The following is an 18,937-nucleotide window of genomic DNA, read 5'->3' as shown; positions in this document are numbered from 1 at the left end:
GCGTTAACTTTTAGTGCTATATCCACTCAAATTTTGCACCTTGACTGGAGCCAATTTTTTCTCTCCGGTTAACCGACGCAACCAGCGATAGAAATTATAGATATAAGTGAATATAACGGGAACGACCACTAATGTTAGCAAGGTAGAAGTGGTAAACCCCCCAATCGCGGCGACTGCCATGGGACTGCGAACTTCTCCGTCTGCTCCCAATCCCAGGGCAATGGGCAACATTCCAGCGATCGTAGAGATGGAAGTCATCATAATAGGTCGAAAGCGGGAGATACTAGCATCAAATACGCCCTTAAAAAGCGATTTGCCCGCTTTAATTTCTATTAAGGCAAAATCTATTAATAAAATAGCATTTTTGATAACCAATCCTACCAGGAGGACGATCCCGATGAGGGCATATAGCCCAAACTCTTTCTGGGTAATCAATAGGGCTAAGAAAGTACCTCCCACCGATAGCGGGAGAGATGCCAAAATGCCAAACGGATAAAGAAAATTGTTATACAGGAGCACGAGGATGGCATAAATTGAAAGGATTGAGAGTCCCAAAGCGCCTAAAAACCGACCGAAGATCTCGCGCATGATTTTGGCATCGCCTGCGGGTTCTTCTGTGACTTCGGGAGGGAGAGAATTCATAGCAGGTAAGGCTCTTACTTTAGCGACCGCTTGTCCGAGGGACAGACCTTGCAAATTGGCGCTCAATTCCACCTGTCGATTCCGGTTGAAGCGCTTAATTTCTGCCGGGCCGCTGCCTAGGCGAATATCGGCTACCGCGCTGAGGGGAACTAAAGTGCCATCATTGCCAGGAATGCGAAGGTTTTTCAGAGTTTCAATATCGTTGCGCCGTTTGGGTTCTATCTGAACCCGAATGGGAATTTGTCGGTCGGGAAGATTAAATTTTGCCAAGTTAGAATCGTTATCGCCGATGAGGGCAAGCGAGGCAGTTCGGGCGATCGCCTGTACGGACACGCCTAAATCGGCTGCCCGTTCGGCATTCGGTATGATGACAATCTCCGGTTTGACCAAACTAATGCTGGAAGTAACCTCTACCAAACCCGGTACTTCCCGCATTTGTCTTTCCACTTCATTAGCAGTTTTCGTCAAAACGGGAATATTTTCGCTTTTGAGGACGATTGTTAAATCCTTATTACTGCCTGCCCCGCCTTGGGCGCGAAAACTCACGCGAGCACCTGGAATTTGCAAAAATGCCTCGCGCATTTCTTCCTGAAATTGTTTCTGGGAGATGTCCCGTTGCTCTTTGGGCATAAGTTTAACGTAAATAGTTGCATTGTTAATTCTGTCCTCATTGCCAATGGTAGCTAGAACATTTTCAACGGCAGGCTTATCTTTAAGCAAGCGATAGATTTCTTGGCTGACTTGTTCGGTTTCTTGAAGCGTAGATCCGGGGGGCAATTCGACAGATAGGGTACTCAGCCCCGTATCGCCGCTATTAAATAAGCCTTTGGGAATGAAAGGAATCAGTTGTACGCTGCCGATGAAAAACGCGATCGCGATTAACATTGTCGTAATCCGATGTCTCAGCGCCCAAGCCAAAATATTGCGGTAAGGTTGTATGCGATATTGGATTTTTGAATTTTGAATCGTGGATTTCTTTTTCGGTTTCAAAACATAAGCCGCTAGCATTGGGGTGAGCGTGCAAGCGACGAGGGTAGAAAAAATAGTCGAGACGGCAATGGTTACGCCAAAAGGCATAAAAAATTGCCCTGCTACCCCTCCCATAAAAGCAACCGGAATGAAAACGGCGATAATCGTAGCAGCCGTCGCCAAGACTGCTAAGCCCAATTCTTTTGCACCATCTAATGCCGCTTGCATGGGTTTTTTACCCATCAACAAATGCTGGTCGATAATTTCGATCATGCACACTGCATCGTCGATTAAGTTCCCAATCGCCAGCGCTAGTGCCAGAAGCGTCATATTATTGAGGGTGTAGCCAAAAACTTTCATCATGCCGAAGGTAGCAATGATGGAAAGCGGCAGAGACAGCGCCGTAATTAAGGTTACTCGCGCATTCCACAAAAATAACCCGATGGTAATTACTGTCAGCAGGCAGCCAAAGACCAGATCGTTAATCATGTCTTGGTAAGAAGCCCGAATTGCATCGGCACGAGTAAAAATTAAATTAAATTTGATATCTTGAGGTAGCGTTTTTTTCAGTTCTTCTATCTTTTGGCGCACGCCTTCTTCAACACTAACTAGGGTACTGCCCGTACTCCGTCGCACCGAAAAAGCGACCACGGGTTTTCCATTCAGAAATGCCGATTGTCGCGCTTCGCCACGGTCATCTCTAACTTGACCCAAACTCGACAGCGGAACCGAATCCCCTCCCGGCAACACGATGCGATATTTTTGTAAATCTTCGACGGTTTTGGCACTGCCTAAAGTGCGGACGTTTTGTTCGCTGCCGCCGATTTCGGAGCGACCCCCAGGCAAGTTAACATTAAAGTTGCGAATTTGGTCGTTAACTTGAGTCGCTGTAATGCCATAGGCTTGCAGGCGACTCGGATCGAGATCGACGCGAATTTCTCGGTCGAGTCCGCCGAGGCGATCGATTTGGGCAACGCCCGGAACATTGGCCAGTTCTCGATTAATTGTGCGATCGAGGAGATCGCTGAGTTCGGCGACGGATCGCTTCTGGGAACTGACGGCGTAAGTCATGACCGCACCGCCAGCAAATTGTACTCGCTTGACGATGGGGTCGTCGATGTCTTGGGGTAAGTCTTGGCGAACTCGATCGATCGCGTTGCGAACGTCATTGGTAGCGCGATCGCTATCCGTTCCCAAGACGAAATTGACGGTTGTGGTAGAAGTGCCGTCGGTAACCGTTGAGGTAAGCTGGTCGATATTGCCGATGCTGGCGATCGCGTCCTCAATTTTTTTGGTGACCTCGGATTCGAGTTCTTCCGGTCCCGCGCCGCGTTGCGTTACGGTAACTGTCACCGATGGAACGTCAATATTGGGACTATTATCGATGCCCAGGCTTAAAAACGAAAAAAATCCGACTATTGCTAGAACTAGGAAAGTTACGATAACAGGAATCGGATTTTTAATCGACCAAGCAGAGATATGAAATGACATTTGAGTGATTTTTTATTAGTTAATTGTTATTAATTAGGCATCAAGTAAAAATCAGTAGTGCGAGCGTTTCGCTCGCGCGGGCAAGATGACCGCACTACGAATTCAAAATTGTTCAACTTATGATTGCAAAACTCTTTAGTTGCAAAACAAAAGTGACTTCCTGGCGGGCGACGAGGAAAAAATAACTTCTTACTAATAGCGTTCATTGAAATCAATTTATTAAAAACTAGATATCTCCTGTACGGGCAAGGCATGTTTTGCTCCTACTGGGGACTGATAACTGAGATGCGATCGCCGTCTTTGAGATAGGCTGCTCCTTTAACGACGACGCGATCGCCGGCTTGCAATCCTTCGACAATTTCAATGCGATCGCCCGAAAGAATTTCTCCCGTTTTGACTGGCTGTGCCTTAACGGTTTGGTTTTCTTGAAGGACATAGGCGATGGAACTGCCGTCTGCTTGCGGTAAAATGGCTCCCATCGGTGTAGTTAAGCTAGTGGCGGTAGAGGTCGTAATCGAGGCACGCAAAAACATACCCGGTTTTAAACCACTCTGGGCGGGTAAATCGACTTCCACCGTTGCTTGACGGGATTCTTCATTAACGATGGGGATAATTTCTCTCACTCGTCCTACCAGTTTCAAGCTACTATCCACATCAGAAGTAATTTCTACCGATTGTCCGAGACGGATGAGAGGCAGTTGCGTTTCAGGAACCTTAACTCTCAGTTCTAAGCGCCCGTTTTCAATGATGGTAAATAGTTTTTCAGAGGTTGAGGTAAGATCGCCGACGCGAGCCTTTCTTTCGGCAACTTTGCCGCTTACAGGTGCGATGACTCGCGTATCTTTCAACTGTGCCATAACTACTTTAACTTGTCCTTTGGCTTGGGCAAGTTTGGCGGCTGCTTGGGCAATTTCTTCTCGACGGGCGCCTGTTTCTAGTTCTTTGAGTTTTTGCTGTGCTTCTCGCAGTTTTGCTTGTGCTGTATTGAAGGCAGATTGCTTGCTGCGTTCTTCGTTGACGATCTCGTCGAGGCGATCGCGCGCGATCGCGCCTTCTGCTTCTAGATTCCGATTGCGTTCTACTCGCTTTCTGGCTAATTCTAAATCGGATTCGGCTTGCATTGCTTCTGCTTGCGCCATTCTCACCTGTTCTCTCGCCCGTTCGATTTCTTCCGAACGATTTCCCGTCTTTAGTTTCTCCAAATTGGCTTCTGCTTCGGCAACGGCTGCTTGTGCCCGTGTCAATTCTGCCTGGAGAACCGAATCATCGAGTTTGACGAGCAATTGTCCGGCTTTAACAAAATCGCCTTCGTCTACTAAAACTTGCTGAATTTGCAGTCCCGTTGCTTGAGACGTGACGGGAGTCATTTCAAATGCCGCTACCGTACCCGTCGCTTTCAAGGTACGATTGACGGGAGCAGTTTTGACTTGCGCTACGGTTACGCTTTGAGCAGGAACACGAACGTTAGCTACAGGTGCGGCAGCAGGACTTTTAGCTGATTTTTGCCCTGAAAAAGGTAAAAAGCGAGTTCCTATCAGCGTTATTCCAATGCCAATGCCAACACCCAGCAACACGGCACGCCTGCCTGATAACCAAGGGCGAGAAGATTTTTCTTGCCGATACTCGATCGCTTCGTTCTCTTGGCCTTCTTCCAAAGCGATCGAAGGAACTACCGATTTACCTTTTTTCTCGCAAGGCAGAGGGGAGGTTTTCCCATTTTTTTCTAGGAATAATTTCTCTAGCTGCAACTCATCGTAAAGCTGCGAGGCTAGGTATGGCTCCGATCCATTTGTGTCAGGTATAGGCTTTTTGTTTAACTCAGGAGTGTTTTCATCAAAGTTTTCTTGAAACACGACTATCCCTTGGGTAATAGGTATAGAAAATTCTTTATGAAGAATTGTTAATTATCGACCTTATCTAATGTAGCGAAAAAATAGAGCATTGCTGAACGCGATCGCGATTTTATTGAGATTCTTGAGGAATAGTGAAAGTGACTGTCCTCGCTAGTTTAATCTTTGCGTCAGGTAGGATTCGGAAGGTAACTGACCTGAGTCCTGAGTAGTTCGCCTTCTGTGTATTCAAGTTCCATTTTTGTATGTAGCAGCTTAACGGTGTTTCTGTTCTTGTCAATCCGAATCCACTTGCGATCTTCTCCATCGTTATCGACAGGGATTATCATTGTGCTTTATATCCAATAAATTAAAGAATGACTGCGAATACGAGAACTGCCGCAGCTTTTAACTAGAAGTAATTCAACTGAATCTGGATCTTTGTACTAGAACCCAAGACCAGGACGACAGCATCGTTAAACTTGGGTGGACCCGTGCGTATGACTGGATTTCTAGAAAACCCAAATCCTTCCACCGGAATTCCTAAAGCGTTGCGATTCGCTTCACCATCGTTATTGGCATCGTGGAGAACTGCGACAGCGTAACTGCCGGGTTGCAAATTCTCGAAGGTTACAAGTTGTGGCATGGCTGTAATTACCATACACTGATTTTGTACCGCATCAGTCCCATTACTTGGGAGCCTTTGCTACTGGCAAATAGACTCACACAAACCTGCCCTTTTTGGTTTCTCAGTCCATCAACCTCAACGGTTAATTGGCTGCTGAGTTCGGCTTGGACAGAGGACGGAAGCGCTAAACTTCCTAGTACTGCAAATAATAGAACATTGTCTCGAAATTTTGGCAACATAAATTCCTTCTTTGGCTATTGAACGCTCAGTAGGTTTTAAAAGATAGACGATCGAGCCGAATTTTATCTATTCTTTTAGGAAAATAAGGATTTGGCACTGCTTTTCTACCTAGCATTCAGTAGGTATTATGAGCACATCTTTAAACACACCAAAGACTGTATGGCTTTGTCAAGTCATCCTAATGAATTTTGCGGCAGCAGTTGTTAAATAGAAATAGACTTATCTAACAAAAAAATGCCTGCGATCGCAAGATAACCGCAGGCACCGGATTAAAACTCGACTTGTCTTAGAACAAACCGAGAGTCAAGGATTTGTCAATGGGGAAGGTAGCGCCAGCACCCAACCAAAGTGTTACCACAGTTCCAAACAGGAACATGGCGGTAGCAACCGGACGGCGGAAGGGGTTTTGGAATTTGTTGACGTTTTCGATGAAGGGAATGAGCATCAACCCCAGAGGAATCAAAGCTTGGCAAGCGATACCCAACAGTTTATTAGGCAGAATGCGCAAAATTTGGAATACGGGGTAGAGATACCATTCTGGTAGAATTTCCAAGGGAGTAGCGAAAGGATTAGAAGGTTCGCCAATCATCGCAGGATCGAGAACGGCTAAAGCAACGACTAAGCCAATCGTTCCCAGAATCACAACGGGAAATACATAAAGTAGGTCGTTGGGCCAAGCAGGTTCGCCATAGTAGTTGTGACCCATGCCTTTGGCTAGTTTAGCCCGTAGTTCTGGATCGCTCAGATCCGGCTTTTTTAAAGTAGCCATGCGTTTGTTTTCTCCTTAACTAACTCAGGATCGGTTAATCTTAGTAGATTTAGATTAAATCTCAGTTACCAGCGATCGGGTAATAGCTAAAAGCCATTACAGCCATTAGCTATTTAAGATCGATTATCGGATGTCTTTTTATTATCGACTGTTCGCTGTTCACTGAATTATAAGGGACCAGAGATTCCCTGCTTGCGGATCATCAGGAAGTGACCTAACATAAAGACCGCCATTAGCCAAGGGAACACAAAGGTATGCAAGCTGTAGAAGCGAGTTAGGGTTGCTTGTCCGACGCTGCTACCGCCACGAATCAACTCAACCAGTTGGTCTCCCACGACAGGAATAGCTGCGGGTACGCCTGACACGATCTTGACAGCCCAGTAGCCCACCTGATCCCAAGGTAGAGAGTAGCCCGTTACGCCGAAAGAAACGGTGATTACTGCCATGATGACTCCCGTGATCCAGGTTAACTCGCGAGGCTTTTTGAAACCGCCAGTTAGGTAAACGCGGAAGACGTGCAGGATCATCATCAGTACCATCATACTGGCAGACCAGCGATGGACGGAGCGGATTAGCCAGCCGAAGTTTACCTCGTTCATGATGTACTCAACAGAGGAAAAAGCTTCGGTAACGGTTGGCTTGTAGTAGAAAGTCATGGCAAATCCAGTGGCGAACTGGATTAGGAAGCAAACCAGGGTAATCCCACCCAAGCAGTAGAAGATATTGACGTGGGGAGGAACGTATTTGCTGGTAATGTCGTCAGCGATCGCTTGAACTTCCAAGCGTTCCTCAAACCATTGATAGACTTTAGAATCGGTTACTTGCTTAGAAAACATTGTTAAAAGATGCCAAACTATTTCGAGTTATCGAGGGTTTGTGCTTAATCTGTCGTTACAACTTCTCAGGTGACGAGAAGCGCTCGTCTTAGCCAATCGAGCCGAAACCTTTACCCTGACTAAGATTTAAGCATTGCGTCTGTTTCGTATTGTATCACGTCTAAAACGTAACATTTTGTTTCTTTCTTAAAATTGTTTGTAAAATTTGAAAATTACTTGAGAGTCTACTCGCAGAGGTAGACGTTTGCCACATTTGCCAGCGATCGCCGAATAGAATAGGTAAGCATGGTTAAATTAATTGGTCTTGGGAAAAATCGATCGCATGAAGACAATGTTAGATTATTTGCCTTTTTTTATCGTGGCTCTATTCGCCGTCACCCTATACTTTCCTAAAGTTTTCGCTCAAGAGAGCCATCATTTTGGCTCTGACCTTAGCATCGAACAAGCGATCGAGCAAGTTAAACTAGCACCATCTAAGTTGAATCCACACCTAAAGAATTCACAGGAAAAAAGCGATCGCTCGTAAATATAGTACTCTTAGATAAATTAATCAGAGTTTTTAGGGAGTGCGAGCCGGAATGCTCGCGATTTCCCTAAAAGCGAGTAAGAGGCAAAGCGCGAAGGAGCTTTCGCACCACCGAGCAATCGATTAGCATTGCTATAACAAGAGGAAAAAGAGGAACTTTCCTCTTCCCTTGTCCAAAAACCGAGATAGATCCATCTCATCTAAGTGAGAGAGGATAGCAGTAAACCCCAATAGAATTAAATCTCGCCGCGAATTTCTTCTACCACGCCGTCTCGCAACACGATTTCAACATTTAATTTTTTGATTAAATTTTCGCCTTTTTCAATGCGAAAAAAGCTTTCCATTTGTGCTTCAAAAACTTCCTGCTCTAATTCAAATTGCTGCACCTGTTGTATCTGCTGAAGAAACTGATTTTTTTTCTCAAGTAGTTCGCTTTTCTTTTGGTTAACTTGACTTTGAATGCTTTCAACTTGCTGGGAGGTTTGAGAACCAGGCAAGCTGATGCTTTGTTTTTGCAATTCCGCGATCGCCCTTTGACCCTGCAAATCTAATTGTTGTATCTGAGCGTCAAGCTGACCGATTTGTGCTTTCAATCGCTCTAACACCTCAGCTTTCCAACGAGAGGTAACTATAGCTTTAACAACGACCGGTCGTTTTAAGAGCAAGCTAGTTTGCATATCGTCCATAACTATTGTCCTTTATCTTTCGTCATTAGTCATTTGTCCTCTGTCTTTAGAATTACCAATAACCAACGACCAATGACTATTATTTTTTAAACATCCTGTCAATAATATCGCGATACCGTTCGCTAACGACCGGACGTTTAACTTTTAGGGTTTGAGTCATCATGCCGTTTTCGATAGAGAACGGTTCTAGAATCAGCTCAAAAACCTTAATCTGGTCGTCTGGGCGATAGCCGGAACGGTTGTTGACTTCTCGGTTCAATTCTTGACGGAATAAATCCCTAACAGCTTTATTGTAAAGGTCGCTGCGTTCGATCGCATCTCGCGATGCGCTGGGTTCTGGAAATGTTAGATTGAGTTGTTGCGACTGCGCCCAATGCTTGAGGGTTTCTAAATTGGGGACGATTAAGGCACCAAGCGCTTTTTGGTCTTGACCGACTAACATAATCTGATCGATGTACGGACTGCGGATGCAAGCATCTTCGATGGGTTGTGGTTCGATATTCTCTCCGTTGGAGAGGACGATGGTATCTTTTGCCCGTCCCGTCAAAACGAGATCGTTGGTGGGCGTTACCCAACCCAAATCGCCGCTGTCGAACCAGCCTTCTGCATCGATGACTTTTGCCGTAGCTTCGGGCTTTTTGTAATACCCTTGCATCACCTGCGGCCCGCGAATGAGGACGATTCCTTTTTGGGTGGGGGGTAGGGTCTGGCGCGTATCGGGATCGACAATGCGAATTTCCGTTTCTGGAATCGGTTTTCCTGCCGAACCTCGAAGATTGTGTTTCAGGGTACGCGCATTGGTCACGGGGGAGGTTTCTGTCAGTCCGTATCCTACCAGTAAAGGAATGCCGATAATTTCGTAGAAGTTATCTAAATGCATGGCGAGAGCGCCGCCACCGCTAATAAGGGTTTTGATGTTTCCCCCCGTTGCTTGACGGATTTTTTGGTAGACTAGGCGATCGCCTAAAGCATGTAGGGGAGCAAGTAGATTAGCGGTAATTTTAGCCATAAAACGCTCGCCGCCAGAGGGATTAAGGTTTTCTAAATTCAAACCTTGTTCGGTGCGCCTAGCCATTATGTAGCGTGTCGAAATTCCCAAGAAAAAGTTCGCTAGTCGTTGTTTGCTCTCTGGTTGTTCGCGCAATTGTTTTTGGACGGCTTCATAGAGGGATTCCCACAGACGAGGAACGCCAATCATATGATGGGGTTTAAACCGTTTCAGGTCGTTTTTAAACGAGCGGATATTCGTGTAAATCTGAGTGCAGCCGTGGGAGAGAATAAAGTATTCGCCACTGCGCTCGTAACAGTGCCAAGACGGGAGGATGCTAAGAACGCGATCGCCAGGTTCGGGTTGAATGACAGCGATGAGATTTGTCACTTGATGCAGTAAGTTCCCGTGAGATAGCATTACGCCTTTAGGTTTCCCAGTGGTTCCAGAGGTATAAATAAGAGTCGCTAAGGTTTGCCGATCTTGCCGAATAGGGTTTAAATTATGGCTTTCGCCGAGTTCCAATAGCTGCTTAAAGTTAAGAATTTTTAGCGGTTCGTTTGCATTGGGACTTTCATCGGAAAGTAAAACTACGAGTTCAATAGGCAGATCGTCTAATTGAGGACGCAGTTTGTTTAAAGCGTTTAAATTTTCTATAACTAAACTGGTACTATCGCTATCGTCCAGAATGTAGAGAAGTTCATCTCGATCTGCTGTAGCCGAGCGTACTGCATTCGCCGCGCCAGCCATAATAATCCCTTGATCGGCGATAAACCACCGAGGACTATTATCAGCAAACAATGCGACTTTAGAATCAGGCTGTATGCCGCATGCTTGCAAACCAGCCGCAAATTGCTTTATTTTCTCTAATAATTGAGCATAGGTCAGAATGACTTCCGGTTTAGCGTGAGGATCGTGTAGAGCAACGATATTGCCAAATTTCTGAGCTGCGATCGCCCAGATTTCAGACAAAGAATTAACGGAGGAATAATCGTAGGAATAATCAATAGAAGTCTTCATAGGGCGCGTTAGGAGAAGAATAGAAGAGGGCTTATGCAATAATTTAATACCATAGAGGTGTTTATATATTTCACTTTATCCCGTGGCGAAAACCAATAGATGCAGTAGTGGACAGAATTAATTTTGTCTATTTCTAAAGAGAGAGCCGACAAAAAAAATTTGAATGATAAACGATAAATTCTGAAAAACTTTTCATTATTTATAATTTTAACTTCAGGCGAGCAGAGAAAATGTTACAAGAACTTTACGAAAATGGATAGGCGATCGCACGTCAGCTTCTCTCTTCAATAGGAATTGAAAGGTAAAAAAATGAAATTCAGAAAGGAATTTCTTCTAAAAGAAATTGTGGCGCGAGTTTATCTGGTTTATGCAAGATTTACTGACATCAGCAACTTAAATATTGAATGCTTTCACTCGCTAGAATAGTACTAGCCGCATCTAATGATATTAAAGGAGCGCGCATGATGAAAATCTCACACTTATTTCAACTGTTAGCTGGTAGTCTAGTTGCCCTTAGCTTGGCAATATTTCCTTTTAATCTGCTCGCACGAGCTGACGATATAGGAGAATCTGTAACAGAAATATCGAGTTCTGTAGAGGACGATCTAGAGAACTCTGGAGAAGACCTTGAAGAGGTTGGAGAGGATTTAGAAAGTGCTGGAGAAGACCTTGAAGAGGCTGGAGAGGATTTAGAAAACGCTGGAAAAGACCTTGAAGATGTTGGAAAAGACACTGAAGACGCACTCGACGACACAGGGGAAGCTATAGAAGGCGCAGTAGACGATACCGGAGACTGGGTTGAAGATGCAGCCGACGACACAGGGGAAGCTACTGAAGATGCTGTAGACGACACCGGAGAAGCTATTGAAGATGCTGGGGAAGCAACAGGAGATGCTGTAAACGATGCCGGAGATTGGGTTGAAGATACAGCCGACGATACCGGAAACTGGATGGAAGATGCTACAAAAATCTTGAAATAGCGTCTAGCTAGCCAAACCCTAAAATCTTGTCAAAATGAGATAATAGCGATCGCGGATGTTTCAATTTATCAGGAGTGCGATCGCGTTTTTATTTTTTCCTGAGCAGGAGGGTAAAAATGACGCTCAAACTTGAATATGACAACATCAATTGGAACGATCCAGATGTAGCAGCAGCACTTAAAAGATATCGCGAAACTATTGATGCTTCGTCTCCGTTAGTTAAGAACATCGATATAGCTTTTACTAAAGAGGAAAAAGAAACCAGACAGAAAGAATTTTTCGCCGTTCTCGAAAAATTTAGAGTCAAATAAGGAATAGATCTTAGCCAGATTTGCGATCGAGGCGATGAGCTTGTTCGATCGCTGCCTTTTCTCTGGCTCTTCGGTCAAATGGTTGTAGTTCTTCGATGTCCATGCCGCTCAAGATACTCAAATCCTCTAGCGCAATTCCCTTCATCAACATTTCTACGCACCAAGTCTGGCGTGCTTGTTCGATGGTTGGGGGTTTTCCCTCAAGTGTCAGTAAACCTTGGGTTAAGTTCTGCCATAAAGTTTGTAATTCCTGCTCGGACATGGGTTGTCCTTCTTGGTTGAGAAACAAAGCTGCTCGATCGTCTTTACGACTTTTGAGCCATTGCGTCAAAGGATTATTAGTAGAAGAACCATAGCGTTTTCCCATAATCCAGTGAGCGAGAGGAACTTGTCGAACTGCGCCGCAATTAATCTGCAAAATATGTTGGTGAGAGTCGCTCAAAGAGTGCGATCGCTCTAAACGAACTATTTCTGTGGCAGTTAACCCCCCTCCAAACAAAACATACGCCAAAGCATACTCTTGTCGCCCAAGTTTCCTGGCTCGTTGGAGAATTGCATGAACTAAATTGCTGGGTAGATCGGCTATTGGAGCAACTTTGGCAGTGGTAGGGGTTTGGGGTGCGATCGCGCCGTGCAAAAATAATTCTACTAAACTCTCTAAAAAATCTTCCTTTCCTTCCCAAAGTGCGTCTCCTTCGCTGGTCAAGTCAATGATAAAGTAACCCAATAACAACCCATTGAGCAAACTTGCTAATTTCTCAGCTGGAAAACGGCTCTGCCAGCCTCTATCTGCGATCGCGTCTGCCAAACATTCAGCCACACGACGATTGGCTTGACTCAAGCCTTCTCCTATGGCTAAGCGATTCTCTAGTGGATATTGACCCGCATCGCCTACCACAGAGCGCACTAATTCAGGCACTCGCTCAAGCGCTTGTAAGCTCTCCTGGGCATAAGCTTTTAACGCCTCAGCGATACTTTTCTTTGAGATAGCTTGTTCGACTAGCGCTTTACCCAACTGGGCAAAGTTCGCATACTCTTCCATTACAGCTAAAAGAAGTCCGTACTTGCTGCCAAAGTGACGAAATAAGGTGACTTCGTTGACTTGTGCGCGTTCGGCAACTGCTTTAGTTGTGGTCTCTGTGACTCCTTGGGCAGCAAATAACTCTAGTGCTGCCTCAATCAGACGGGTTCTCGTCGATTTTTTTTGAGCAGTCATAAGTTTATTAAATGCAAGTGACACTTGCACAATTGAGTAAAAGTCGCTACACTACAAAATGTAAGTATTACTTGCATGTCTCATCCACAATTATAGCGATAAAGCTGGGATGGGCTGATGCGCGTACTAAAAGATTTTTAAGGACAAAATAATGACAAAACAATTGATTACGCCAGAGAGCAAGCAGGAGCTTGCGCTTTCCTGGGGAAGTGTGGCTTTTTTCGCCGTCATTCATGCATTAGCGTTGTTGGCGCCGTGGTTCTTTTCCTGGTCGGCTTTAGGCGTAGCGATCGCGCTTCACTGGCTGTTTGGTAGTATCGGTATATGTTTGGGGTATCATCGCCTTTTAACCCATCGCAGCCTTCAGGTGCCGCAATGGTTGGAATATGTCATAGCGACCATCGGGGCTATGGCGCTACAAGGAGGGCCGATCTTTTGGGTGTCGTCGCATCGCCTACATCACGCTTATACTGAGGATGAAGAGAAAGACCCCTATTCAGCAAAACGGGGTTTCTGGTGGAGCCATATGCTTTGGCTGTTGTACCCACGAGAAGCTTTTTTCAACTACGAATCCTATAAAAAATATGCGCCCGATTTAGACCGACACGCCTATTATCGTTGGTTGAATCGTAACTTCCTGTGGCTTCAGATTCCTTTGGGCTTGCTGTTGTACGGTTTGGGCGGATGGTCTTTTGTCATCTATGGCATGTTTTTGAGAGCAGTTTTACTGTGGCACAGCACCTGGTTAATTAACTCCGCTACCCATGTACGGGGATATCGTAATTTTCCTGTAGAGGACGGCTCTCGCAATCTTTGGTGGGCAGCAATTTTAACTTATGGAGAAGGTTGGCATAATAACCATCACGCTCATCCCCGCGTAGCCAAAGCCGGACAGCGTTGGTGGGAAATCGATCCGACTTGGTGGGTAATTCAAGGATTAAAGATGTTGGGTTTAGCCAAGAATATCGTCACAACCTGAGTTTAATAGCAACGGCGATCGCGATCCAAGTCATCTAAATAAGTTAGCTTAACTATAGAGAAATCTGCGATCGCCTACTTTTTTAACCATGTCTCAACGTCCCATTTACTTAGACTGCCACGCGACAACGCCGATGGACAAACGGGTGCTAGATGCCATGTTGCCCTACTTTAGCGAACACTTTGGCAACCCTTCTAGCATTACTCACGTTTATGGTTGGGAAGCAGAAGCGGCAGTAAAAAAGGCTCGCGAAATGCTTGCAGATGCGATTGGTTGTACGCCTGAAGAAATCGTTTTTACTAGCGGCGCTACCGAAGCGAATAATTTAGCCATCAAAGGCGTTGCCGAAGCCTATTTCAGCAAAGGACGACATATCATTACCCCCCAAACCGAACATAACGCCGTCCTCGATCCCTGTCATTATCTAGAAAGTTTGGGCTTTGAGGTAACGTTTTTACCCGTTCGCCAGGACGGACTAATCGATTTAGAGGAACTTGAGGAAGCCATTCGTCCCGATACGATTTTAGTCTCAGTGATGGCAGCCAATAATGAAATTGGGGTAATACAGCCTCTAGAAGAAATTGGAAAAATTTGCCGCCAGCATGAGGTTTTGTTTCATACCGACGCGGCGCAGGCGATTGGCAAAATTCCTTTAGACGTGCAGAAAATGAAGATCGATCTGATGTCTTTGACTGCACATAAGGTTTATGGTCCCAAAGGAATTGGCGCTCTCTACGTCCGCCGTCGCAATCCCAGAGTCAATTTAGCCGCTCAAATGCATGGGGGAGGACACGAGAGGGGAATGCGTTCTGGTACTCTATGTACGCCGCAAATTGTCGGATTTGCCAAGGCAGTAGAATTGGGTTTAGCCGAACTCAAATCGGAATCAAAACGCCAGATGCAATTGCGAGAGCGACTTTGGCAACAACTCGCTCAACTAGACGGAATTCATCTCAACGGTCATCCGACGCAGCGTCTACCCGGCAATCTGAATATAAGCGTAGAAGGCGTAGATGGTGCGGCGTTGTTGCTCGGCTTGCAGCCAGTCGTTGCCGTCTCTTCCGGTTCGGCTTGTTCGTCTACTTCGACGGCTCCTTCCCACGTTCTAACGGCATTGGGACATTCTCAATCCCTCGCTTATGCTTCGATCAGATTTGGGATTGGCAGGTTTACTACGACTGAAGAGATCGATAAAGTAGCACAACACGCGATCGCAACTATCCAATCTCTTCGCCAAGCCGTCGTCAAAGTCTAATAGTTGTAGGATAGGTAGGATGTTATATAGCAATCCTATTTGATTTGTGAGCGTCTATTTTTAATGTAGTGCGAGCGTCCCGCTCGCGAGCGGGACGTATGTCCTAAGGGACACGCTACGCTTTCCGCACTACAATGTTCATAACTAATTTAGGATTGCTATAGTTCAGGCTCTAAAACTTTCTTCGATTCTTCATGCTTTCATTGCCAAGGTTTTTTCCGCCTTTCGTTGCTTTTATCGCTGTCGCTATCTACTTGCCGCTAAAGAAATTCACTGCTTTCGCTTCCGTACCGGAGTTAAAAAAAGCAGCGCAGACAATTACCGTGCGTATTGAGGGAACCGCCAGAGGCAGCGGAGTCATCGTGGAACGCCGGGGACAGACTTATACGGTTCTCACCAATGCTCATGTTTTACAACCGACTGGCAGCTATGGGATCGTGGCTCCCGATGGAAAATGCTACTCAATTAAGTCTGACACTATCAGACAACTCCCCGAATTAGATTTAGCTATTTTTCTTTTTTCTAGTACAATTCCTTATGCGATCGCTCAGCTAGGGAATCCCACCCAACTCAGTCCGGGACAAACTGTCTATGTTGGCGGCTGGGCGAATTCTGGCGGGAAATTGCACAGCCGAGTTTTTTTCACTTCTCAAGGACAATTAACCGAGATCGACTCTCAACTGCCAGCGGGTTATTCGCTATCTTATACTAACTTGGTTAGAGTCGGCATGAGCGGCGGTCCCATCCTAGACCAACAAGGTCGCTTGGTAGGCATTAACGGTTTGATTCGATTAAATTCTGACGATGAAATTGTCGGTTCGGGAATTAAAATCGACCAATTTCAACGCTGGCACTCTCAGGTCATTAAGACCATTCCCGATCCCTCTGCTTCTGCGATCGCTTGTCCTCGAAGATATACTAATTAATAATTTATCCATCGCGATCGCGAGGTTTTTATGAGCGCACCCGTTCTTTCGCAACAAGAACTAGAACAGCAACTCAGTCAACTCTCCGGCTGGAGAGTGAAGGATAAAAAACTTTATCGGCAATTTCAGTTCCCAGACTTTGTAAGCGCCTTCGGCTTTATGAGCAGCATGGCGCTTGTATCGGAGTCTATGGGGCACCATCCAGAGTGGTTCAATGTTTACAACCGCGTGAGTGTCGAACTCACTACCCACGATTCTGGCGGCATCACTCACAAAGACGTGGAATGGGCTAGAAAGGCAAATTCTTTAGCTAACTTCTAGAAACCCGATTCCAAACGTCTACGCCATTCTTCGTCGATCTTATCCGATCGCTCGCTTTCTTGCTCTAGTAAATCTTTCTCGGTTGAATAAGTAATATCGGCATCGGTAATCACTTTTTGGTTGGCAAATTGACGGGCGTAATCAAGTTTTTGCTTTAATTGTGCATCGGGGTTACTGACTAATGCGGCGCGGGCTTCTCGTTTTTGATTGCGCTCTTGAATTCTACTGTTGCGCCATTGAATCCAAAAATAGCGAATTGCAGGAATGACTAAAAATCCCGTCGCATACGCCAACAAAACCCCGTAAATCGCACTCACAAACCCAATCAATCCTCCTGCCACCGGATAATCGCGCAAGAGAGAACCAAGGATTATTGCCAGAACAAACTGAACAATTCCCAATCCGACTGCGAGTGTGATTTGTCCGCTTCCTGCTTCGCTGAAGCGCCATAATTTTTCGCGCAAATAAGGGGCTACGGATTGTTGTTCTTGTCTTCTAGCCGTTACCTGTAATTGGGGAAAATAATAAATAATTTCTCCTGCTGGAGAAACTTGAGGGTACCCATTAAAACGTGCTAGCACGGGTAAAATATAGTCTTCATTTTCGCTATTGTAGGCATTAATATTATCTAAATAAGGTGCGATTTGTTGAGCGACTACCGCACCGCCGCTGTTGCGAATAACCGTGCCTATTTGCTGCCAACGACGTTCTTCCAAGTCAAAATTGGGATTGCCATCGCCAAATAAAAAGGAGAAAATTGCCTCCAAAAAATTCATTTGTTTGCTAAATTCGGAAGCACGATCGGCAGATCGCTGTCGGTAGCGATCGCGATTGTAATCGTAACCGGGATCGAGTATCCAAAAAATATCCCAGTAGGAAGGCAGGAAAATCATACCTCTTCCATCGCCGCGATCGCTAGAATTTTCATTATCGCGACTGCTAGAAAGAATAATCAGGATGGCAATTGTCATGAGAACGATCGAAGCAATCAGGACAATACCAAAAGAAATGCGAATTAAATAAAATACAACTTTCCAAACTTTCTCCCACCATTCCTTTAGCTGTAGCTGCCAGTATTTATTGCGAAGAATCGCACGAAAGTCTTTGGGAAAGAGATACACTATCTCTCCCACATCCGAAACTTGCATGTGTCCTCCAGCATCAGATGCCAATGCGAGCAGTCCTTGCTGTGCTAGATTAACTTCCAATCCGGCTTTGGCAGCAACATCGCCGACTGTAACGCGATACCCTGATTGTTCGACAGCTTTCATGATGGCAGGATTCAGAGTCATGCCCCTTGCCTCTCTAAAAATTTCCTTTTCCCTTCTAGTATAAAATTTTGACAATTTTCCTGTTTCTGTGAGTCTTCATTCAACCATTCATTAGTCATACAGAATTGCTAAACCCTACCGTTAGGATCGAAAAAACTATGAGGGGAAAATTATGTTACGCTCTAATATTCGATTTAAAAGCCTTTTCCGAAATTTCAAAATCTTATTGAGTATAATGCTGGCGGGAGTCGGGATGGAATTGAGTGTTACTCCTGCAAGTGCAGCAGAACGAGTTATTTTGAAGTACCGGGTTTTACGGGAATCCATCCCAGTTTCTGACTTGAGAACTTTGGTAGATACAGGTGAAGCCCCTTCCTCGCTAAAAAACTATCTCAAGATAGCTGACACCGAACCCGATGAACTTCAACGGGTACTGAAAAAAGAGGTTGAGGTCGATCCCGTTCAGCTTTCAAAAATTCTCAATAGTCCTGTGGGCGAATTTTTCCTCGATCGCGCCAGCGAAATCGTTCATACGCCTTCTGAGAGGGCAAGCCGTCAATCTCTGCGAGGGGCGTTGGTGGTTTCTGCCGTGCCAGATAATCAGATCCAGATTATCGAAGTTTTAGAAAACTATCCAACTTATGAGATTCATGTCGATGGCGATCGCCTAGTCGAACTTTACAATGTTATTAATCATGTTGCAAGACGGCTAGACGATCTCGAAATCAAACTGTAGCCGATAAGCTTTAATACGCCAAGGTTGCAAGGGTTTCTTGCAGATAACGGCGAACGCGATCGTCAAGAGTTGTTTTAGAAAGCTCTTTTGTCATTTGTTCTTCTTGCCAGCGCTTGAATCCAGAACTAAGGGCGATCGCTTGTTTTAAACTGTCCCAAATTTTGTGGTCTTCTTTAAACTCACGGTTGGGAGAAATCGTTGAGCTTGCCATATCTGCTTTTTTCACCACTGACCTTTCTTCTATAGAATAGCTTAGATACTTCCAGCTAGTGCTGTATAGTGTTTTACACCTAGTAAAGTTTTTTTGTTAATCATTAC

At 45.3% G+C, this 18,937-nt stretch carries 17 protein-coding genes and 1 pseudogene; 8 read left to right on the top strand and 10 right to left on the bottom strand.

The window, feature by feature from the left end; genetic code table 11:
* Nucleotides 1-3 precede the first annotated feature (3 nt).
* From NIES593_RS11120 to petB, 5 genes and pseudogenes are all read right to left on the bottom strand, one after another.
* Entirely contained in the window at nucleotides 4-3,102 is a 3,099-nt protein-coding gene (locus NIES593_RS11120) for an efflux RND transporter permease subunit (protein ID WP_073599637.1), read from the bottom strand.
* A gap of 263 nt (nucleotides 3,103-3,365) precedes the next feature.
* Complete coding sequence (locus tag NIES593_RS11115) at nucleotides 3,366-4,802, bottom strand: efflux RND transporter periplasmic adaptor subunit (RefSeq protein ID WP_073599696.1); 1,437 nt, start codon at nucleotides 4,800-4,802, stop codon at nucleotides 3,366-3,368.
* Between the two features lie 541 nt (nucleotides 4,803-5,343).
* Nucleotides 5,344-5,798: pseudogene (locus tag NIES593_RS25550) on the bottom strand (DUF2141 domain-containing protein).
* Between the two features lie 287 nt (nucleotides 5,799-6,085).
* Complete coding sequence (gene petD, locus NIES593_RS11105) at nucleotides 6,086-6,568, bottom strand: cytochrome b6-f complex subunit IV (protein WP_073599636.1); 483 nt, start codon at nucleotides 6,566-6,568, stop codon at nucleotides 6,086-6,088.
* Between the two features lie 167 nt (nucleotides 6,569-6,735).
* Nucleotides 6,736-7,404, bottom strand: a complete 669-nt coding sequence (petB, locus tag NIES593_RS11100; RefSeq protein WP_015143125.1) for a cytochrome b6 — start codon at nucleotides 7,402-7,404, stop codon at nucleotides 6,736-6,738.
* A 322-nt stretch (nucleotides 7,405-7,726) separates the two neighbouring features.
* Here petB and NIES593_RS11095 point away from each other — a divergent pair, with 322 nt between their 5' ends.
* Entirely contained in the window at nucleotides 7,727-7,930 is a 204-nt protein-coding gene (locus NIES593_RS11095) for a hypothetical protein (protein WP_139253681.1), read from the top strand.
* Between the two features lie 236 nt (nucleotides 7,931-8,166).
* Here the strand turns inward: NIES593_RS11095 and NIES593_RS11090 are convergent, their stop codons facing one another.
* Both NIES593_RS11090 and NIES593_RS11085 read right to left on the bottom strand, forming a co-directional pair.
* Nucleotides 8,167-8,616 carry a YlqD family protein gene (locus tag NIES593_RS11090; protein ID WP_073599634.1) on the bottom strand — a complete coding sequence of 150 codons (450 nt, stop codon included), beginning with the start codon at nucleotides 8,614-8,616 and terminating at the stop codon, nucleotides 8,167-8,169.
* 79 nt (nucleotides 8,617-8,695) lie between these two features.
* On the bottom strand, nucleotides 8,696-10,624 hold the full coding sequence (locus NIES593_RS11085) for an AMP-dependent synthetase/ligase (RefSeq protein ID WP_073599633.1): 1,929 nt from the start codon (nucleotides 10,622-10,624) through the stop codon (nucleotides 8,696-8,698).
* Between the two features lie 461 nt (nucleotides 10,625-11,085).
* On the opposite strand from NIES593_RS11085, the gene NIES593_RS11080 reads away from it, so the two are divergent.
* Nucleotides 11,086-11,604: a hypothetical protein gene (locus NIES593_RS11080; RefSeq protein WP_139253680.1), complete on the top strand. Its 519-nt coding sequence runs from the start codon at nucleotides 11,086-11,088 to the stop codon at nucleotides 11,602-11,604.
* A 116-nt stretch (nucleotides 11,605-11,720) separates the two neighbouring features.
* Nucleotides 11,721-11,915, top strand: coding sequence for a hypothetical protein (locus tag NIES593_RS11075; protein WP_073599631.1), 195 nt, complete (start codon nucleotides 11,721-11,723; stop codon nucleotides 11,913-11,915).
* Nucleotides 11,916-11,925: 10 nt separating this feature from the next.
* Here the strand turns inward: NIES593_RS11075 and NIES593_RS11070 are convergent, their stop codons facing one another.
* The gene (locus tag NIES593_RS11070) at nucleotides 11,926-13,131 is read right to left on the bottom strand and encodes a TetR family transcriptional regulator (protein WP_073599630.1); all 1,206 of its coding nucleotides are present in this window, start codon (nucleotides 13,129-13,131) and stop codon (nucleotides 11,926-11,928) included.
* 151 nt (nucleotides 13,132-13,282) lie between these two features.
* On the opposite strand from NIES593_RS11070, the gene NIES593_RS11065 reads away from it, so the two are divergent.
* The 4 genes from NIES593_RS11065 (at nucleotide 13,283) to NIES593_RS11050 (ending at nucleotide 16,612) form a co-directional block, all read left to right on the top strand.
* Nucleotides 13,283-14,110 carry an acyl-CoA desaturase gene (locus tag NIES593_RS11065; RefSeq protein ID WP_073599629.1) on the top strand — a complete coding sequence of 276 codons (828 nt, stop codon included), beginning with the start codon at nucleotides 13,283-13,285 and terminating at the stop codon, nucleotides 14,108-14,110.
* An 88-nt stretch (nucleotides 14,111-14,198) separates the two neighbouring features.
* Nucleotides 14,199-15,365 carry an IscS subfamily cysteine desulfurase gene (locus NIES593_RS11060; RefSeq protein ID WP_073599628.1) on the top strand — a complete coding sequence of 389 codons (1,167 nt, stop codon included), beginning with the start codon at nucleotides 14,199-14,201 and terminating at the stop codon, nucleotides 15,363-15,365.
* 194 nt (nucleotides 15,366-15,559) lie between these two features.
* Nucleotides 15,560-16,291 (top strand): S1 family peptidase, encoded by a 732-nt coding sequence (locus tag NIES593_RS11055; RefSeq protein ID WP_073599627.1) that lies wholly within the window; start codon nucleotides 15,560-15,562, stop codon nucleotides 16,289-16,291.
* 30 nt (nucleotides 16,292-16,321) lie between these two features.
* Nucleotides 16,322-16,612, top strand: coding sequence for a 4a-hydroxytetrahydrobiopterin dehydratase (locus NIES593_RS11050; RefSeq protein WP_073599626.1), 291 nt, complete (start codon nucleotides 16,322-16,324; stop codon nucleotides 16,610-16,612).
* Here the strand turns inward: NIES593_RS11050 and NIES593_RS11045 are convergent.
* The gene (locus NIES593_RS11045; protein ID WP_073599625.1) at nucleotides 16,609-17,904 is read right to left on the bottom strand and encodes a hypothetical protein; all 1,296 of its coding nucleotides are present in this window, start codon (nucleotides 17,902-17,904) and stop codon (nucleotides 16,609-16,611) included. The genes NIES593_RS11050 and NIES593_RS11045 overlap by 4 nt on opposite strands.
* 151 nt (nucleotides 17,905-18,055) lie before the next feature.
* Here NIES593_RS11045 and NIES593_RS11040 point away from each other — a divergent pair, with 151 nt between their 5' ends.
* Complete coding sequence (locus NIES593_RS11040) at nucleotides 18,056-18,619, top strand: alpha/beta hydrolase (protein ID WP_073599624.1); 564 nt, start codon at nucleotides 18,056-18,058, stop codon at nucleotides 18,617-18,619.
* Nucleotides 18,620-18,629: 10 nt separating this feature from the next.
* On the opposite strand, the gene NIES593_RS11035 is transcribed toward NIES593_RS11040, so the two are convergent.
* Nucleotides 18,630-18,845 carry a hypothetical protein gene (locus NIES593_RS11035; protein ID WP_245817421.1) on the bottom strand — a complete coding sequence of 72 codons (216 nt, stop codon included), beginning with the start codon at nucleotides 18,843-18,845 and terminating at the stop codon, nucleotides 18,630-18,632.
* Nucleotides 18,846-18,937 lie beyond the last annotated feature (92 nt).

It is taken from the genome of Hydrococcus rivularis NIES-593 (assembly GCF_001904635.1).
In the GTDB taxonomy this organism is placed as follows: domain Bacteria; phylum Cyanobacteriota; class Cyanobacteriia; order Cyanobacteriales; family Microcystaceae; genus Hydrococcus; species Hydrococcus rivularis.
This window is presented reverse-complemented; position numbering and strand designations above follow the sequence as displayed.